At 36.5% G+C, this 17605-nt stretch carries 17 protein-coding genes and 2 riboswitches; of the genes, 7 read left to right on the forward strand and 10 right to left on the reverse strand.

Annotated elements, in window-relative coordinates:
• Positions 1 to 42: 42 nt before the first annotated feature.
• From NSQ59_RS17755 to NSQ59_RS17765, 3 genes are all read right to left on the reverse strand, one after another.
• Positions 43 to 1737 (reverse strand): M3 family oligoendopeptidase, encoded by a 1695-nt coding sequence (locus NSQ59_RS17755; RefSeq protein ID WP_055740619.1) that lies wholly within the window; start codon positions 1735 to 1737, stop codon positions 43 to 45.
• A gap of 141 nt (positions 1738 to 1878) precedes the next feature.
• Positions 1879 to 2319 (reverse strand): MarR family winged helix-turn-helix transcriptional regulator, encoded by a 441-nt coding sequence (locus NSQ59_RS17760; RefSeq protein ID WP_055740620.1) that lies wholly within the window; start codon positions 2317 to 2319, stop codon positions 1879 to 1881.
• A 518-nt stretch (positions 2320 to 2837) separates the two neighbouring features.
• Positions 2838 to 3113 (reverse strand): aspartyl-phosphate phosphatase Spo0E family protein, encoded by a 276-nt coding sequence (locus NSQ59_RS17765; protein ID WP_055740621.1) that lies wholly within the window; start codon positions 3111 to 3113, stop codon positions 2838 to 2840.
• A 221-nt stretch (positions 3114 to 3334) separates the two neighbouring features.
• On the opposite strand from NSQ59_RS17765, the gene NSQ59_RS17770 reads away from it, so the two are divergent.
• Positions 3335 to 3742: a YkvA family protein gene (locus tag NSQ59_RS17770; RefSeq protein ID WP_055740622.1), complete on the forward strand. Its 408-nt coding sequence runs from the start codon at positions 3335 to 3337 to the stop codon at positions 3740 to 3742.
• Positions 3743 to 3884: 142 nt separating this feature from the next.
• Here the strand turns inward: NSQ59_RS17770 and NSQ59_RS17775 are convergent, their stop codons facing one another.
• The 5 genes from NSQ59_RS17775 to NSQ59_RS17795 all read right to left on the reverse strand — a co-directional run bounded on the left by NSQ59_RS17775 (position 3885) and on the right by NSQ59_RS17795 (position 8371).
• Complete coding sequence (locus NSQ59_RS17775; RefSeq protein ID WP_055740623.1) at positions 3885 to 4418, reverse strand: cupin domain-containing protein; 534 nt, start codon at positions 4416 to 4418, stop codon at positions 3885 to 3887.
• Complete coding sequence (locus NSQ59_RS17780; protein ID WP_055740624.1) at positions 4415 to 5053, reverse strand: methylthioribulose 1-phosphate dehydratase; 639 nt, start codon at positions 5051 to 5053, stop codon at positions 4415 to 4417. Before NSQ59_RS17780 ends, NSQ59_RS17775 begins: the two co-directional genes overlap by 4 nt.
• On the reverse strand, positions 5050 to 5712 hold the full coding sequence (locus NSQ59_RS17785) for a 2-hydroxy-3-keto-5-methylthiopentenyl-1-phosphate phosphatase (RefSeq protein WP_055740625.1): 663 nt from the start codon (positions 5710 to 5712) through the stop codon (positions 5050 to 5052). The genes NSQ59_RS17780 and NSQ59_RS17785 overlap by 4 nt, the downstream gene beginning before the upstream one ends.
• Complete coding sequence (locus NSQ59_RS17790; protein ID WP_055740626.1) at positions 5709 to 6920, reverse strand: 2,3-diketo-5-methylthiopentyl-1-phosphate enolase; 1212 nt, start codon at positions 6918 to 6920, stop codon at positions 5709 to 5711. The genes NSQ59_RS17785 and NSQ59_RS17790 overlap by 4 nt, the downstream gene beginning before the upstream one ends.
• A gap of 68 nt (positions 6921 to 6988) precedes the next feature.
• Positions 6989 to 7096: riboswitch (SAM riboswitch) on the reverse strand.
• A 102-nt stretch (positions 7097 to 7198) separates the two neighbouring features.
• On the reverse strand, positions 7199 to 8371 hold the full coding sequence (locus tag NSQ59_RS17795; protein WP_055740627.1) for a pyridoxal phosphate-dependent aminotransferase: 1173 nt from the start codon (positions 8369 to 8371) through the stop codon (positions 7199 to 7201).
• 154 nt (positions 8372 to 8525) lie between these two features.
• Between NSQ59_RS17795 and NSQ59_RS17800 the strand changes: the two genes are divergently transcribed.
• The 4 genes from NSQ59_RS17800 (at position 8526) to mtnA (ending at position 14905) form a co-directional block, all read left to right on the forward strand.
• Positions 8526 to 9203 carry a carbon-nitrogen family hydrolase gene (locus NSQ59_RS17800; RefSeq protein WP_340832358.1) on the forward strand — a complete coding sequence of 226 codons (678 nt, stop codon included), beginning with the start codon at positions 8526 to 8528 and terminating at the stop codon, positions 9201 to 9203.
• A gap of 730 nt (positions 9204 to 9933) precedes the next feature.
• Complete coding sequence (gene ltrA / locus NSQ59_RS17805; protein WP_340829483.1) at positions 9934 to 11760, forward strand: group II intron reverse transcriptase/maturase; 1827 nt, start codon at positions 9934 to 9936, stop codon at positions 11758 to 11760.
• Between the two features lie 317 nt (positions 11761 to 12077).
• Positions 12078 to 12233: riboswitch (SAM riboswitch) on the forward strand.
• A gap of 392 nt (positions 12234 to 12625) precedes the next feature.
• Positions 12626 to 13819, forward strand: a complete 1194-nt coding sequence (mtnK, locus tag NSQ59_RS17810) for an S-methyl-5-thioribose kinase (protein WP_055740629.1) — start codon at positions 12626 to 12628, stop codon at positions 13817 to 13819.
• 21 nt (positions 13820 to 13840) lie between these two features.
• Complete coding sequence (gene mtnA / locus NSQ59_RS17815; RefSeq protein WP_055740630.1) at positions 13841 to 14905, forward strand: S-methyl-5-thioribose-1-phosphate isomerase; 1065 nt, start codon at positions 13841 to 13843, stop codon at positions 14903 to 14905.
• Between the two features lie 157 nt (positions 14906 to 15062).
• On the opposite strand, the gene NSQ59_RS17820 is transcribed toward mtnA, so the two are convergent.
• Complete coding sequence (locus tag NSQ59_RS17820) at positions 15063 to 15260, reverse strand: alpha/beta-type small acid-soluble spore protein (RefSeq protein ID WP_055740631.1); 198 nt, start codon at positions 15258 to 15260, stop codon at positions 15063 to 15065.
• A gap of 188 nt (positions 15261 to 15448) precedes the next feature.
• On the opposite strand from NSQ59_RS17820, the gene NSQ59_RS17825 reads away from it, so the two are divergent.
• Together NSQ59_RS17825 and NSQ59_RS17830 are read left to right on the forward strand one after the other, a co-directional pair.
• Positions 15449 to 15616, forward strand: coding sequence for a hypothetical protein (locus NSQ59_RS17825; protein WP_055740632.1), 168 nt, complete (start codon positions 15449 to 15451; stop codon positions 15614 to 15616).
• The gene (locus NSQ59_RS17830; RefSeq protein ID WP_163258591.1) at positions 15609 to 15761 is read left to right on the forward strand and encodes a hypothetical protein; all 153 of its coding nucleotides are present in this window, start codon (positions 15609 to 15611) and stop codon (positions 15759 to 15761) included. Before NSQ59_RS17825 ends, NSQ59_RS17830 begins: the two co-directional genes overlap by 8 nt.
• A 6-nt stretch (positions 15762 to 15767) precedes the next feature.
• Here NSQ59_RS17830 and NSQ59_RS17835 read toward each other — a convergent pair whose 3' ends face one another.
• Positions 15768 to 17513 (reverse strand): B12-binding domain-containing radical SAM protein, encoded by a 1746-nt coding sequence (locus tag NSQ59_RS17835; protein ID WP_055740633.1) that lies wholly within the window; start codon positions 17511 to 17513, stop codon positions 15768 to 15770.
• Between the last annotated feature and the right edge of the window lie 92 nt (positions 17514 to 17605).

Raw genomic sequence — 17605 nt, forward strand, 5'->3', positions numbered from 1 at the left:
CAAAATAATACCACCCGTTCCTCACGGGTGGTATTATTATTATTATAGTTTTTTATCATCCACTTGATCAAGCCAGCTTTGAATAGTGTCAACCACTGATTCTACACAGCCGTCTTCAAAAGGTGAAATAAGATTTGCTTCTGCAACAAGGCCAGTGAATGATTTGCTTCCACCTTGTTTACATAAATGAAGATAATCTTTCCATGCTTCCTCATGGTTTTCTTGTGACTTTTTCCAGAACTGGAATGCACAAATTTGTGCCAAAGTATAGTCAATATAGTAGAATGGCGAATTATAAATATGGCCTTGTCTTTGCCAGAAGCCTCCGCGGTTTAAATAATCATTGTCATCATAATCACGATGCGGCAAATATTTTTCTTCAATTTCTTTCCACGCTTGTTTTCTTTCAGCAGGGGTAGCATTTGGATTTTCATAGACAAAATGCTGGAATTCATCTACTGCAACACCATATGGCAAGAATTGAAGTGCCCCACTCAAATGCGAGAATTTATACTTCTCTGTATCTTCTTTAAAGAATAGCTCCATCCATGGCCATGTAAAAAACTCCATACTCATGGAATGAATTTCACATGCTTCATACGTTGGCCAATTGTATTCAGGAATCTCATAGTGACGGCTTGAATAAACTTGGAATGCATGACCAGCCTCATGTGTTAATACGTCGATGTCTCCAGATGTTCCGTTAAAGTTTGAGAAAATAAATGGCGATTGATAATTTTCAATGTACGTACAATAGCCGCCGCCAGCTTTTCCTTTTTTCGCTACTAGGTCCATCAAATTCTTTTCATTCATAAATGTAAAGAATTCATCTGTTTCAGAAGATAGCTCTGCATACATTTTCTTGCCATTTTCAATAATCCATTCTGGTGATCCTTTTGGTGTAGCATTTCCGGAGGTATATTCAAAACCTTCATCATAAAACTTTAAGGAGTCGACACCAATTCGTTCTTGCTGGCGTTTTCTAAGCTTCGTTGTAAGCGGTACAATATAATCCTTCACTTGATCGCGGAATTTTGCAACCATTTCTGCGTTATAATCCGTACGGGCCATACGATAATATCCAAGTTCAACGAAATTTTTATATCCTAAAGTTCTTGCGATTTCATCTCTTACTTTCACTAATTGATCGTAAATCGAATCAAACTCTTCCTCATGCTCTGCAAAGAATCCGAATCTTGCTTCATTTGCATTTTTACGCATTTCACGGTCTTTTGATTCCGTAAATGGCTGCAATTGCGCAAGCGTCCTTTCTTCTCCTTCAAACATGATTTTTGCTGATGCTACAAGTTTCGTATATTCAGAGGAAAGCTTATTTTCCTTTTGCAAAAGTGGAATGATTTCAGGAGAAAAAGTTTTTAACTGTGCTTCTGCTAAAGCAAACAACTGAGTTCCCCATTTTTCTTCCAACTCAGAACGGAATTTAGAGGAAACCAGTGCTTGGTAATACTTCGAAACAAACCCCTCTACTATAGGAGCAATTTCATCCATATAGTCATTTTCTGCTTTGTAGAATTCATCGTTTGTATCTACAGTGTGACGAATGGAGCAAAGGTTAAACATCGTGCCAAGCTGGTTGCGAATTTGATTAATCCGATTCATCGCTTCGCTTTGCTCTGAGGCACTTTCTGCATTTTCAAACTTTTCAATTTCCGATTGAAAAGCAGCCTCTACTTCATCCATGTTTGGTCTTTCATATTTATAATCTTCGAATTTCATATGTATTAACACCCCTTGATAATAGAATACTCCCATAATATTCGCTGTTCTCGTGCGAAAGTCCTTTATTTCATAAAAAAAACTTTGCACATCATCGAGTTCATTTAAACATAAAAAAGCACCTCAAAATGAGATGCCTGCCTAGATTAAGTTCCTTGTATTATATCCAATTTTCTTCAATAACTCGATTGCCATTTCCTTTTCATCCGAATTCAACACAGACATCGACTTTTGAATTCGACTTCGATGCTCGGGAAAAATGGATGCAATTAATTCTTTCCCTTTTTCGGTTATATGAGCATATGTTACACGACGATCTTCTGGACATGTAACGCGAATAAGCAACTCCCGCTTCTCTAGTTTATCCACTACATATGTAATACTTCCACTTGCAAGAAGAATTTTTCCGCCAATTTGCTGCAATGGCTGTTCGCCTTTATGATATAACAATTCTAAAACAGCAAATTCTGTTGGGTGAAGTCCGCATTTCTGAATAAATTGATTCGAATATTCATTTATGGCACGAAACGCTCTAGATAAAACAATAAATAATTTTAGTGCTTGTTGTTCATCATGTTCCATATTATCATTTCCTTTTCGTTCGTATAGGAATATTTACATTTTAACTCTGCGAATAACTGCCTAACCAAGTTGTCTCCGTTTAACCCGACTAACATACTCTCCTAGTCTCCCATTCGGAAAGGGCATCAGGAAAATTTTCAAGTGCCAATTTCACTGGTTTCTGAATTACCTCCCTGTTTCCTAAATCTTCAGGTGAAATTAGCACTGAAAATTTCAATAGTACGTACGACGATGTTCAAGGCGTTTGCCGCATTTGATTCCTACTACATAAAATTATTGATATTATAAGGAATATAGAAATATTTGTCAATTTATTTTAATCTTAAGTTAATCTTGTAATTTCTTAAATTAATATAAAAAAAGGTTAACCCAAAAATAAAGGATAACCTTTTCTAATGTATGAGGAAATGGTTGATGGTGGTATTGAAGTATAATATGATTGTTCATTTCTTTATGATTTCATTACCATTTGAAGACTCTCTTGTAAGTTGTTAAGCAGACCCATCATTATGTTCTTGTTAATACACTCTTTTTAATTGATCACGTGAAATGGATTTCCCTGTTTGACAATACAAAATAAAAGACATTTCTTTCACAATACTTGCCTGATCTTGATCATTTCCTTCCTGGAAGAGGTAATGATACTCATTAAGAAGCTCGTCCAATTGCTGACTGCAGGCAACTGTCTTTTTATCTGTTAAGCCATAACATTTACCAAGGTCAATCATTTCTTCCCGTTTTTTTTGAATTTGATTTAAAAAACTATCTTCTGATACTGTATCACTATACACCATTACTATCTCCTTCAACCACAATATTATTCAAATAACGAATTATTTAATTCACTTGAGAATTATCGCAGGTATTGACGAAAAAGTAAATAGATTCGCAATATTAGACAAAGGTTCTAAAAAAGTTTTGTTATTCTACATATTTCCCGCGTATTTTCGACAAAAATAGCTTGGTTCGACATTTTTCTTCTGTATCAGCAAATACTATTATTGGGAGTGATAAGATGTTTATTAAAAAACTTTTAGGAAAAATAGCATATAAGCTTTTTTATAAGGAAGCAAAAAAATACCTTCATGATAAAAAGGGGACTGACATTCTTCTCTCACGTACGGAACGAAAAGCTTTAAATAATAAGCTGACATTAGGGAGTGTTTGGAGAAAATTATCATTACTTATTCAACTGTTAAAATCATGGGTTACCGGGGAATATCGAGATATTCCTTACAAAACGATTAGTATGATAATAGTCGGGCTTTTATATTTTATCTCCCCTATTGATATTATTCCGGATTTTCTTTTTGGATTTGGTTATATTGATGATGCAGCCGTTATTGCTCTGATCTTTTCACAAATCGATAAGGACCTGCTAAAATATCTTGAATGGAAGAAAAACAATGATCGGGAAGAATGAAAAAGACCAGGAGAAAAGTTTCTTCCTGGTCATTGATTATAAAAAATTTACTATGGATAAGCTTTTAAAAAATGTCCTACGTCTAGCTACAGGTGAAATTTGCACTTCAATTTCAATAGCGCCTATCGCTAGCGCATTTGGTTTATGCTTCTACTTCATCTTTCTCGTAAATTGGAACCCATCCTGCTTCTGTAACAAATATTCTTACTGCAACCACTTTGCGGTCTTCGGATAATGTAAAGTAATGGCGAACATTTTCTGGTACGGAAATAAGATCGCCAGGATTTAAATGAACCTCAAAGAAGTCCTCATCAGAACCTTGAATAATAAAGACACCATGACCGCTTACAATAAATCGGACCTCATCATCTGTATGATGGTGCTCTTGTTGAAAGTTTTGCAATAATTGTTCTAAATTTGGTGTATGTTCTGCCAAAGAAATAATATCATGTGCCTGGTAGCCTCTTCTTGCAGAAATGTCCGCGATTTCGTCTTTAAATACATCCAATATTTCTTGCTTTTCTTCCTCGGATAAAACATATTTTTCTTGAAGATGTTCAGGTAGCTTTGCAATATCCCAGCTTTCATAAATAACCCCTTGATCTTGCAAGAATTCAACTACTTCCTCTTGATTATCAATCACTCTGTTTGTACCTTGAATCTTAATCGTTGTCATAATGTTATTCCTCCTAATTTAACATTTTCTAATTGTAAAATGGTAAGTTGATATTGAAATAAAAATTCTGCAGCTTCCAATAGTTTTTTCGCTTCAAAGCCATTTTTACCCCATACAGTAATACCATGATTTTGAATCAAAACGGCCCCTTTATCTTCTTGAAGATAATGAGAAAACTCACTTGCTAATGTAGGAATATGAGCATGATTTGGAATAATGGGAATTTTTAAAGTGGCATTTTCTCCCCATAAATCAAATGCTTTTATTAACTCTAGCCCCTTAAACACCACCTCTTTCTCAGATGAATACCATTCAGAAATGACATTATTGGCTACTGTATGTACATGTAAACTGCACCCAGCATTCGTTTTTTGATAAATTTCACAATGAAGCAGTGTTTCGGCAGAAGGTTTTAATGATGTATCATGTACAGGTTTCCCATATTGATTTACCAACAAGAAATCTTCACTGGTTCTTTTTCTTTTATCCTTTCCGCTTGCGGTTACAAGAAAGTGGACCGGTTCATCGTGAACCTTTATAGCCAGATTTCCACTTGTCCCCATGAACCAATCTCTGACCGCTAATTCATCCTTTATATCAGCTAGTTCATTCCATCTTTCCTCTAAAATAGTCATACCCTCACCTCCAATTCTTTTTCTAAAATACCTATACAATCATTGAAGGTTTGGAACGGATAATAGGGAAGACCTAATTCTTTGCATTTATCAGCCAGAAAATCTCGTGCTATTATCAGGTCAGCAACCTTAGCAGCTTCTAAATCCGTTATAGAATCACCTATTACAATTTTAAAATGGCTCTCATTCGTAAGCTTGCGAATAATAGATGTTTTACAGCACCCACATCCGTTGGAACAATGATCATCACATGGGTTCGGCCACTTAATTTGTATGTTCTCACTGCTGAAATCTCCATGGTTGCAAAAAACAGCTTGAAATGGTCCGAATGACTCAAGCATTGGATAAACAAAGAAGTCGATACCTCCACTTACAATATAAAAAGGGATATTCTTTGACTTTGTAAATTGAACAAAATCTTGAAAACCATCGCGAATCGTTGCATTTTGCTTTACATATTGAACAATTTCGTCTTTATAACCAGACGGCAATAAGGAAAACATTTTGCCTACTCCCTCTTCAATCGTAACAGCTTGAGAAAGTACTTGATTCTTTATTTGCTCCCAACCATCTGGTGCAAAATGCTTCATAATCGAAATAATATTATCAGAATTTGTAATCGTCCCATCAAAATCACAAAAAATTATCGGTTGCTTCACTTCGCCGCCCCCCATAATTCAAGTGCTGTCCTTAATTCAGAAAATTGGGAGGCTGCATCCTCGAGAGATTGATTCTGTAAAACTGCCTGGATAGCTTGCCTAAACGCTTTTCCGCCGCCAATGGCACCTTCAGGATGTCCGTGAATTCCTCCACCGGCATTAATAACACTATCTAGTCCAAAATCCTGGTAAAGAAGCGGCACCAATCCTGGATGAATCCCTGCGGATGGAACTGGGAAAGTCGTTTTTACAAAGCTTTCTTCCGTTAATGCTTTCCCTATCGACAATGCAGCGTTTTTTTCCAAAGCTACACTTCCATACGGAGATGGAAACAGCGAAAAATCCGCACCTGCTAATCGCAGTAATTTCCCTAATAACAACGAATGGGAAACACCATATTCTTTTGATTGTGTTATTGCACCACTGTAAGCTGGATGTGCCATTAACGGCAAACCAATCTCATCGTCCTCCCGCAATTGTTGCAGAGCATCTAAGCCATAGGTGAAAACATTAAATAATAAAAGATCAGCACCTAATTCTCTGGCTTTTCTAGCTTTATCTCGGAGTTCCAATGTTCTTCCAGTTAAATTAACAGCATACAAGGTTCGATTCCCTGTTTCCTGAAAGACATCATCCAAAACCCTTCTCCCCATTTCAATTCGCTTTTCAAAGGGTGCTGATTCTAAATCAAATAAAATCTCATCGTCTTTGACTAAGTCAACACCACCGAGCGCTTGATTACGGAGCTGTTTTTCTAGAAAAGGGATGTCCCTGCCGATTACGCCTTTAAAAATACTCATAAGGAGGGGGCGGTCAAATATATTCAGTTTTTCACGTATACCATGAATACCAAAGCGCGGACCCTTAAAATATTTAGTAATATCCCCTTCTAGCTCTAAATCTACTAATCTTACTTTTCCGTCTAAAGAGAGTTTTCCAAAAACCGTAGTCAATATAGCTGGTAAATCTGGTGTAAAATTAGCGGATGGATATGCAATTTTGATCGTTGCCTTGGCATTTTCTTCAGAATCAGTTTTAATCTCTTCCACGGAGATAACTCTTCCCTTATGCTTCTTTAACTGATCTTGTTCAATAATCGGCAAATTTGTCCAAGAGCCGATGGTTAATCCTAAGGCAATATCTTCTGCCTTTTTATCAAATGTTTTCGGTTTTCCGTATATGGAATATGTTGCAATTACCTCACTCAAGTTATTTGCCCTCCACATTAAAAAATACAAAAACCTCTTCATAAGAAGAGGTTTTATGGAAAAACTTCTTCTTATCTCTCAGCCTTATAGCTGCAAGAATTAGCACCGTGTCTAAACAAATTAGATCGGTTGCCGGGCTTCAAAGGGCTCGTCCCTCCACCTGCTCTTGATAAGAATCATTTTATTTTTAATTCGATTTTATATACTTTTTTGCGTTTTCAATTTAATCTTTACTTCAAATTATTATGAATTATGCCACCATTTTTTCAGGTTGTCAATCAAAAAATATTTAATTTCTTTATACGATTGGCTGCTTCTGTCAGTCTGGATTCAGACGTTAATAGACCTACTCTTACGTAGCCTTCCCCGTATTCCCCAAAGCCAATCCCTGGTGCTACTGCAACATAGGCACGCTCTAACAACAAATCCGAAAATTCAATGGAAGAATACCCGTCTGGTACCTTTAACCATGCAAAAAAAGATCCTTTTGGTGCTTGAACGTCCCATCCAATATCTTGTAAGCTTTTGATAAAAGCATTTCTTCTCTCCTCATACATTGCCGTTAATTCATGGACGCATTCTTGTGATTCCAAAAGCGCTGCCGCTGCTGCTTCTTGTACAGCTCCAAATAAACTAACATACAAATGATCCTGTATCAAATTTATCGCTTCAATCACACTTGCATTTCCAACAGCAAATCCTACACGCCACCCTGCCATATTATATGTTTTAGATAATGTATAAATTTCAATTCCAGTATTTTTTGCACCTTCTGCTTGCAGAAAACTCACTGGCTTTTTATTATCAAAGCCAATTGCACCATAAGCAAAGTCGTGTACTACACAAATATTGTGCTTTTCCGCAAATTGAACCGTTTCATCGAAGAAAGACACATCTGCACACGCACCTGTCGGGTTATTTGGATAGTTTAAGAACATCAGTTTTGCCGAATCTGCGATTTTCTGTGGAATAGAATCATATTTTGGCAAGAAATGATTCTCTGCAAGTAAAGGCATATTATGCGTCACTGCTTGGGCCAACGCTACTCCTGACATATAGTCCGGATATCCCGGATCTGGCACAAGTACCGTATCACCGGGATTTAGCAAGCATTGGGAAATTTCCACAAGGCCAGCTTTTCCGCCAAACAAAACTGCCACCTCTGTTTCCGAGTCAAGTGTTACCCCGTATTCACGTTTATAAAACGCTGCAACCGCTTCTTTTAAATAACTATATCCTCTAAAAGGGGAATATTTATGATTAATAGGATTGGAAGCTGCCTCCTGCAATCGTTTGACAATATGCTCAGGTGTAGGCTGATCCGGATTTCCTTGTCCAAGATTTATCACATCATGCCCTTGCGTTTTCACCTGCTCCACCTTTGAAACTAGGGATGCAAAAAATTGCTTCGGTAAGTGTTTCAGAATATCGGATTTAGGAAACGTTTTCATAAAATCACCCTTTTTAATTATATTTATAAAGTGTTATGTAACTTCAAATTGTAAGGAATATTCGCCTGTTTTTAAATATTACTTTCAAAATCTAATTACAAATGTTATAACGAAAACAATACGATGTAAAGGAATTTTTTGAGGAGTGGTATGGATGAAGTGGAAAATCGCCTGTATTCAAATGGATATTAAGTATGGTAATCCGGATAAAAATTATGCAGAAGCTAGAAAGTGGATTCAAAAAGCTGCAAAGGCAAATTGTGATATTGCTATTCTACCAGAGTTATGGACTACTGGATACGATCTAACTCGATTATTCGAAATTGGGGATGAAAATGCAAAGGAATCTGTGCGTTTTCTGCAAAATGCTGCAAAGGAATTTCAAATACACCTGGTTGGAGGATCAGTGGCGAAAAAAACAGCAGATGGAATCTTCAATACGATGTTAATTGTAGATCGTGAAGGACAATTGGTTAAAGAATACGATAAGCTGCATTTATTTAAATTAATGGATGAGCATCTATATCTTCAAGGAGGAAAAAGAGACGGCTTATTCCAGTTGGAGAATGAAACATTCGGCACTGTTATTTGCTATGATATTCGTTTTCCTGAATGGATACGTAAGCTCGCATTAAATGGAGCAAAAGCTATCTTTGTTTCTGCCGAATGGCCAAATCCTAGGTTGCATCACTGGAAAACCTTATTAACTGCTAGAGCTATTGAAAATCAATGTTATGTTATTGCATGCAACCGAGTTGGCCGTGACCCAAACAACCATTTTTTTGGACATTCGCTTATTATCGATCCATGGGGAGGCGCGACACGTTCCTAAGTGAAAAGCTTAGGCGCTTTGAAACATATTTCCTGTTTCGAGTGAACTATTATTCCGAGAAGTCAAATGAAAGGGTAACGCCTTGAAGGGCTTCCTCTAATCCTTCGACATGCAGAATAATTGGCAAGAATTATTCTGTATGAAGCTCGATGAAGTCGGTCGAGAGTTGCCGTAAGTCTTATGACACGAAAACTGTCCAGAGGTGGATGGTGCAACCTATAGACCGGGAGTCTATAAAACACTTATGGTTAGGATGTACTAAGAAACGCATGTGATTGGTGTTTCGTACGGACGAATCTCTGATGGTACGGGTCTATATCGGAAGCAGGTCGAAAGGTCTGTTGACACAAGTGGTGTCGCTACTGTGGATTAGTAAAACTCTCCTTTATGAAAGTCCATATATTGTTAAAGGCAATATCGAGGTAGCAGGCTCATAGGAGAAACCTAAAAGTGTATATGTAAAGATAGGAATAATGGAACGTGGTAAACTGCCAACGTTGAGGACTTGCACTCCAATGAAACGGTTCTTAGGAAAGCATTTATGATATTAGTAAATGTATAACTAAAATTTATGGCAGTGAAAGTGGTGGCACAGTACCTATGAAGCGTGTAATGAACGTGGAGGGATAGCCACTAGTCGATTGAAGACTGATAGTTATTTAAACGGTTCAACGTGGTTTTGAGTAAAACTAAGAGATGTAGCTTTCTCCTTCTGGGGAGGGTACAGCCCATGTTGAAGAAGCCCAAGTTAAGACACAGTGAATATTATAATATGCAAGATTATTTTGATGAATTATATTCCAACAGTCTTAACGGTAACAACTTCTATAAATTAATGTCTATTATTGGTTCCGAAGATAACATCCGTTTAGCATTTAGAAATATTAAAAGTAATAAGGGTAGTAAAACTGCGGGAACAGATGGATTAACTATTAAAGATATTTGGCATTTGAATGACCGTGAAATTATACGTGGTGTAAGAGATAGGTTGGATTGGTATCAACCACAACCGGTTAGAAGAGTGTATATACCTAAAGAAGGAAGCGATAAATTGCGACCTTTAGGCATTCCTACTATTTGGGACAGATTGGTTCAACAGAGTATTTTGCAAGTTCTTGAACCAATTTGTGAAGCAAAATTCCATAACCACAGTTATGGTTTTAGACCAAACAGAAGCACCCACCATGCACTTAGTAGGATGATTAGTCTCATGAACATTGGACATCATCATTACTGTGTTGATATTGACATAAAAGGTTTCTTTGACAATGTCAATCATGGAAAACTTTTGAAGCAGCTATGGACAATTGGAATAAGAGATAAGTCCCTACTCTGTATTATCTCTAAAATTCTTAAATCCGAAATTGAGGGTGAAGGAATTCCTACTAAAGGAACACCGCAAGGTGGGATAATCTCCCCTTTGTTGTCCAATATTGTTCTTAATGAACTGGATTGGTGGGTCAGCAATCAATGGGAAACTTACAAACCTAAAAATGCGACCACCATTGGGTTTCGTCAATATGCTAGGAAATACACTAATCTCAAGGATGGCTATATTATACGCTACGCTGATGATTTTAAAATCATGTGTAGAACATATAAGGATGCCAAGCGATACTATCATGCCACAGTTGACTTTCTTAAGAAAAGACTCGGTCTTGAAGTCAATGCCGACAAATCTAAAGTAGTCAATTTAAAAAAGAACTCTTCTACTTTTCTAGGTTTTAAAGTCAAATTGGTTCCTCAAGGAAAATCTAAATTTGGTTGGGTAGCAAAAACAAACATGACTGATAAAGCTATCACTAAAACCAAAAGAGTATTAAAGGATAGAGTTCGAGAAATTCAAAAGAATCCTATAGCAGAAAATGTAATTCGATATAATACCACCTTAATTGGTATACAAAATTACTACCGATATGCCACGAAAATATATCTTGATTTAACGGAGATTAGCTACGGTTTGCGCAAAGCCATTAAAACCAGATTAAGAAACAACATGAGCGTTATTAGATTCAAAGAGACATCCGAAGAATTTAAAAAGAAAACTCAAGGGATAAAATCAGATACTAAGGTATATGTAGTTCAAAATGCACCTTTACTTCCAATCACCGGAGTACATCACAAGAAGCCAATGAACTTTTCACAAAATATATGCAACTTTTCAAAGGTTGGTCGTGAGAAAGTTCATAGCAATCTTAAAGCCATACCAAGAGATGTTTTGAAATATGTCATGTCCAATTATTCTGTCAATCGGAGCATTGAGTACAACGACAACAAAATATCAAAATACGTAGCCCAGTATGGAAAATGTTATGTAACAGGTGAAGTAATAGGAATCGATAGAATCTATTGTCATAACGTTAAGCCCCGTAGGATGGGTGGCACTGATAAGTACTCTAACTTAGTGATTATAGATTCCAAAGTACATAAACTCATATACATGAAAAATCCTGATAGAATCCGGGAGGTTCTTCGAACTCTAAATCTTAATACGAAACAGTTTAACAAGCTTAATCGCTTGAGAACTGAATCTGGAAATGAACCAATAGTAGTTTAAAATAATTTATTGTATCAGTTGGAAACGATGGAACGCTGAGTGCTCTGAAAGGGGCTCGCTCAGTGTGAAGTGGGGGAAAAGACGGAGATTACATCAAACTCTTACCTATCACTATAGATTATTGCGGAAGGAACGGAAAATGAACAGCTCATTACGGGAGAAATTGATTTAGAAACCGTTTCAAAGGTCCGAAACACAATCCCTGTTTTTGCTGACAGATTACCAGAATTCTATTAAAATTTTTTATTATTATTGACAAAATGATTTTTATGTTTGTAAAATAGCGTTAATTGAATATTTGATTATGACTTAATTTTCTCTTATCAAGAGTAGGCAGAGGGATTTGGCCCGATGAAGCCCAGCAACCGACCGTAATACCGTTGTGAAACGGGGCGCTAATGAATGCGCCGGGATTTTTCCCATAAGGCACGGTGCTAATTCCAACAGAAGGATTTCCTTCTGGCAGATAAGAGGTGCGAAGATGACTTCAAGCCTCTTTCTATGTGGAAAGAGGCTTTTCTAATGTTGAAAAGCCTCTTAAGAACAAATGCGTAAGCGCCTTGCCCATCGGCGTATGGATTTCGTAGTCGCTCACCTCGAGATAAAGGAAACACAATGAGGTAGTTCACGAACAAGTGAAAATAGCACTTCCATTTTCAACTGATGTTGACTTATCGTAGGGAGGAGACGGAGAAATCCACTAGCCGATAGGCGCTGGTGAAATTTGAAGTGCCAATTTCACTTGAAGCTAGACGTAGACAACTTTTCAAAAAGTTATCCACAAGGTTCAATTTTATAAATCCCTGAGCAACAAGAAAACACTATCTATATTTGCATTTAATGTGTTATTGAAGGAGGAGTTATCATGGCAGTATTGACAGAAAACACGTACAAACCATTAACAGTGGAATCAGCGATTAATTTAGCAATCAACTTACAACTGTTTACCAATAAAGAAAACCTTGTATGTAAAGAAATAGGCGATGGCAATTTAAACTTAGTTTTCCATATTGTCGATAATGAAAAGCAAAAAGGAATTATTATAAAACAAGCTCTTCCTTATGCTAAAGTGGTTGGAGAAAGCTGGCCGTTAACCATCCATCGCTCTGAAATCGAGGCTAATGCCTTAAAAACTCACGGTGAGTTTGTTTCGCATCTTGTACCAAAGGTTTATCATACTGACAAAACCTTGGCGATTACCGTTATGGAGGATCTATCTCATTTAACTATTGCCCGTACTGGCTTAATCGATGGTCAAAACTATCCGCTGCTTTCTTCACATGTTGGAGAATATTTAGCAAAGACATTGTTTTATACATCCGATTATGCTCTTCACCCTTTCAAGAAGAAGGATTTGGTGAAACAATTTTCCAACCCAGAACTATGCAAAATTACGGAGGACTTAGTCTTTACAGATCCATTTTTTGATGTTGATACAAATGATTTTGAAGAGGAACTAAAGGATACCGTGCGTGAGATATGGAAAGATGCATCCTTAAAATTCGAGGTTGCCAAATTAAAGAAGCAATTTCTTACTGAAACCGAAGCCCTTCTGCATGGAGATTTACATACAGGCAGCATTTTTGCCAGTATAACCGAAACAAAGGTCATTGATCCCGAGTTTGCCTTCTATGGCCCGTTTGGTTTCGACGTTGGCCAATTTTTTGCGAATCTAATTTTTCAAGTAATCGTAAGAACTGGTGAACAAAGACAAGTAATTCTAAATCATTTAGAAAAAACTTGGGATATCTTTCAAACGATTTTCACCGATTCATGGCAAAAAGATTGCCTTGAACCATTTGCGGAGATTGAAAGCTATTTGCCGTATATCCTTGGAAAAATCTTTACGGACTCTATCGGCTTTGCGGGCTGTGAATTAATCCGCCGTACCATTGGTCTTTCACATGTAAAGGATTTAGATGGAATAACGGATATAAAGGTGAGAATTGCTGCGAAAAAGACAGCTTTAAAGCTAGGCAGGGCTTGTATTCTTTATCGCCATAAAATTAATGGTATGGAAGACTATATTTCTTTTATAAAACAAAACATCAATGAATAATAGGCAAAAAGGAGTATTAGAATGGTTCAAACAATACGGATTCCGATATCTGTAGAATGGAAGGAAGATCATATTAAACTTTTAAATCAGCAAAATCTTCCCCATCATACAGATTATATTAATTTGACTACAATTGAGGATGTATATGATGCGATCGTTACACTAAAGGTTCGGGGAGCGCCTGCAATCGGAATTGCGGCAGCATATGGACTTGCAATGTCTGCGCAAAAGTATGACTTTGAAACACTTGAACAATTTAAGTTGAAAGTAAACACAGAAAAAAGCTACTTGGCCAGTTCAAGACCGACCGCTGTAAATTTATTTTGGGCGCTTAATCGTTTAGAAAAATCATTGGAAAATGTTCGTTCCATTAACGAAGCAAAAACTACTCTTCTTCATGAGGCGTTTCAAATTCAAGCGGAAGATGAGGAAATGTGCAGGCAAATTGGTGAGAACGCCTTAACATTGCTGCATCCCGGAGACTCCGTGATGACCATCTGCAATGCAGGCTCTATCGCTACTGCAAAATATGGAACAGCGCTTGCTCCTTTTCATCTTGCTAGGGAAAAAGGAAAACAATTTCATGTATACGTTTGTGAAACCCGACCTGTTTTACAAGGAGCACGATTAACCGCTTGGGAACTTCAGCAATCAGGTGTAGAAACTACCTTAATTACCGATAATATGGCTGCTCATACAATGAAAACAAAGGGAATTAAGGCAGTCATTGTTGGAGCAGATCGAATAGCTGCAAACGGTGATACAGCTAATAAAATCGGCACTTTTGGGTTAGCATTAATAGCAAAAGCCCTTAACATCCCATTTTATGTTGCTGCTCCTTCGACAAGCTTTGATTTAACCATTAACACAGGTGATGAAATTACAATAGAAGAAAGAAGTCCTATGGAAGTGCTTCAAATAGTGAATACAACCATTGCACCTGAAAACACAAATGTGTATAACCCGGCATTTGATGTTACACCGAACCATTTAATTACTGCAATTATTACCGAAAAAGGGATATTATATCCTGATTATGTAGAACAGATCCGGGAAAATATGTGTGATAAATATATCTCCTTATAAGTTACAAAATTGCTATTTCTTTATACTTGAAGTAAAAGGAACCCTTCAACTATTTCAGTAATAATCCCTAAAAAAACAAAAGGAAGTGAAGAAAACAAATTGATTTTTCTCACTTCCTTTATTTTAGGGACTTATAGGGAACCCCATTTTATCCCCATTACTTATTTTGTCCGGAAAGCTCTGATTGTGCTTGCTTAACTAACCGTTTTGTAATTTCTCCGCCAACAGAGCCATTTGCTCTTGATACAGTATCTGAGCCAAGATTTACACCAAATTCCTGTGCAATTTCATATTTTATTGAATCTAAATATTGTTCCACTCCTGGAACTAATAGTTTATTGCTGCTTCTTGCCATTGTTTTTTCTCCCTTTCATATAAAAAGATGGTTTGTTGCTTTGTAGTATTAGTATGAAATAAAAAAGCAGAATCATAAGTGGTAAAATGTTGAACCGCGTATTTTATAAAACCCGACTAAATTATTTTCTTTCGGATATCATATCAATGTACATTTATTAAATTTTTCAACTAAAGGGGATGCAGTTTATGGTAAAAAGAAAAGCAGAGCGTGGCGCTGCATTAAAAAATAATAAAACTCCAATAAAGAATCTTGCCGAATCAGAATTTGCTACTGAATATTCGAGTGGGGAAGAAACGGCAAAACATGCTAATCGTAATTCCAAACAAGGAAGAAAAGGAAAAAACAATGGCTAAAAAGAAAGAACAAATAACAACTAGCGAAGAACTCGGTTCAGAATTTGGCGATATTAATGCTTCAAAATTTTTTGAGCTTAGTCAAGCTGCCAAAAGCAATGATAATAAGAAGGACAACGAAAAAAGAAACAATAGTGCCAAGTAATTGGCATTATTGTTTCCTTACTGGAAAAATAGTTGACTTGCCTGAAATTGGGTCGAAGTAAATCAACATATAAGATGGGTGCTCTTTTAAAACTTTTGTTTGTAAAAACTCAGCACTATCAAATGGAACTTTTTCTACAATTGTATGCTTTATTAAGTCCTTTTCGGAAAGTGAAAGTTCCTGAAATGATTTCCCTAATTGTTCAGGATGATTTTTTACATATTCATATACCTGTTTACTTTCTTCTTTGCTAATGTTTTGATTCCACCATGATTTTCGTGGTTTATAGCGATGTTGTTTTAAATAATCATATTTCATTAGCCCTTCTACTATTTCTAATTGGGATGAATGAATACTGCTCAAAAATTGGCTCAAGCGTTTAAATAAATCCTCTAATTGGTGACCTATCCGACTCCAGCCTTGCTCGTCCCAATACGTACCAAACTCCTGGAAAAAGTCAAAAGGGGTTTCGAATAACTGTGTTACTAGATATTCAATGGTTTCGTCCATTCGATGATCATTCCAATATTTTTCTAAGACATCTTCGACTTGTTTTATTTTTACAACATCTTCAAATGATAGAACATTATTCTTCAGAATTTCATAAGGTGCATGATCCATGTAGACATAGTCATGTTCCTTTGCTCTTATTCTAACTCCCGTCCCTCTCAACATTTTTAAAAATCCAAGTTGTAATTCTTCAGGGCGTAAGGCAAATACATCGTTAAATGTCTTTCGAAAGGAATGATAATCCTCTTCTGGTAAGCCGGCAATAAGGTCAAGATGCTGATCAATCTTTTTGCCTTCCTTCACCATTGTTACAGTTCTAGATAGTTTTTCGAAATTCTGTCTTCTTTTAACAAGTTCATTCGTAAGATCATTTGTCGATTGAACACCAATTTCGAATCGGAATAATCCTCTTGGGGCATTTTCATTCAAAAAGTTAATGACCTCAGGTCTCATAATATCACCGGTGATTTCAAATTGAAAAACCGTTCCAGGTCTATGCTCATCAATTAAAAATTGAAACATCTCCATTGCGTAGCTGCGGCTAATATTAAAAGTCCTGTCAACAAATTTTATGGTTTTTGCACCATGGTCCATTAAGAAACGAATATCCTCTTTAATTCTTTCACGATTAAAATAACGTACACCAAGCTCGATAGAGGATAAACAAAATTGACAATTAAAAGGGCAGCCACGACTTGTTTCAACATATACAACCCTTTTCGAAAGATGCGGCAAATCCTCTTCAAAACGAAATGGAGTCGGAAGTTGTTTTAAGTCGATTTTGGAACGGGATGGATTAATGACGACCTTACCATCCTTCATATAAGAAATGCCCTGTACACTTTCGATATCCGCAGGCCCTTCAAGCTGTATAAGGAGCTGTTTAAAGGTCTCTTCCCCTTCCCCAACTACAATATAATCAACTTCTGGCAAACGTTTTAGCCAATAGGTAAAATCATATGTTACTTCAGGACCCCCTAGAACAATAATTAACTCAGGCATAATTTTTTTCATTACTTGTATGACTTTTATCGTTTCCTCGATATTCCAGATATAACAACTAAATCCTAATACATCCGGTTTTTTAGAAAATAAATCCGACACAATATTCATAATTGGATCTTTAATAGTATATTCCGCTATTTTGACATTGAATTCAGGAGCTGCATATGCTTTTAAATACCGAATCGCTAAATTAGTATGAATATATTTAGCATTCAGTGTACTAACAATAATATTCATTTTATATTATTACCTCATCTTTTTTAAGGAATTGAACATCTTTACCATTTTACCTAAGAAAATAAAAAACCTCAATGTATGACAGGTGATAA

The organism is Margalitia sp. FSL K6-0131 (genome assembly GCF_038008735.1).
In the GTDB taxonomy this organism is placed as follows: domain Bacteria; phylum Bacillota; class Bacilli; order Bacillales; family Bacillaceae_C; genus Margalitia; species Margalitia shackletonii.